Source organism: Enterococcus sp. ARL09-542, from assembly GCF_005234805.1.
Lineage (GTDB): Bacteria > Bacillota > Bacilli > Lactobacillales > Enterococcaceae > Enterococcus_D > Enterococcus_D gallinarum.
Genome location: NZ_QPQX01000067.1, coordinates 1 through 354, shown reverse-complemented (window position 1 = coordinate 354; position 354 = coordinate 1). Strand labels below are relative to the sequence as shown.

1 protein-coding gene is annotated in these 354 nt (G+C 47.5%); it reads right to left on the bottom strand.

Annotation, left to right across the window (positions count from 1 at the left end):
• Positions 1 to 354, bottom strand: a 354-nt coding sequence (locus DVW06_RS16940) for a MucBP domain-containing protein (protein ID WP_161569497.1), incomplete at both ends; no start/stop codon positions are given.

The window sequence follows — 354 nt, the reverse complement described above, 5'->3', positions numbered from 1 at the left end:
GGTGCCGCATCACTGCGTTCGTATACATACACCACTTCCTGCGCTTCTTCACTGAAAATTCCAGAAGCATTATCTGGCGTCTCTACTACATACCAACCAGGAATCTCTTTGGCTTCACTGGCATATGGTAACCCGACTTTGCCATTCAAAATCGTTGGGTCGCTTAATTCGTTGCCGTCTGTATCTTCATATCGGACCGTAACTGGTGCCGCATCTGAGCGATCATACACGTAGACCACTTCTTGCGCTGCCTCACTGAAAATTCCATAGGCATTATCTGGCGTCTCTACTACATACCAACCAGGAATCTCTTTGGCTTCACTGGCATATGGTAACCCGACTTTCCCACTTAGA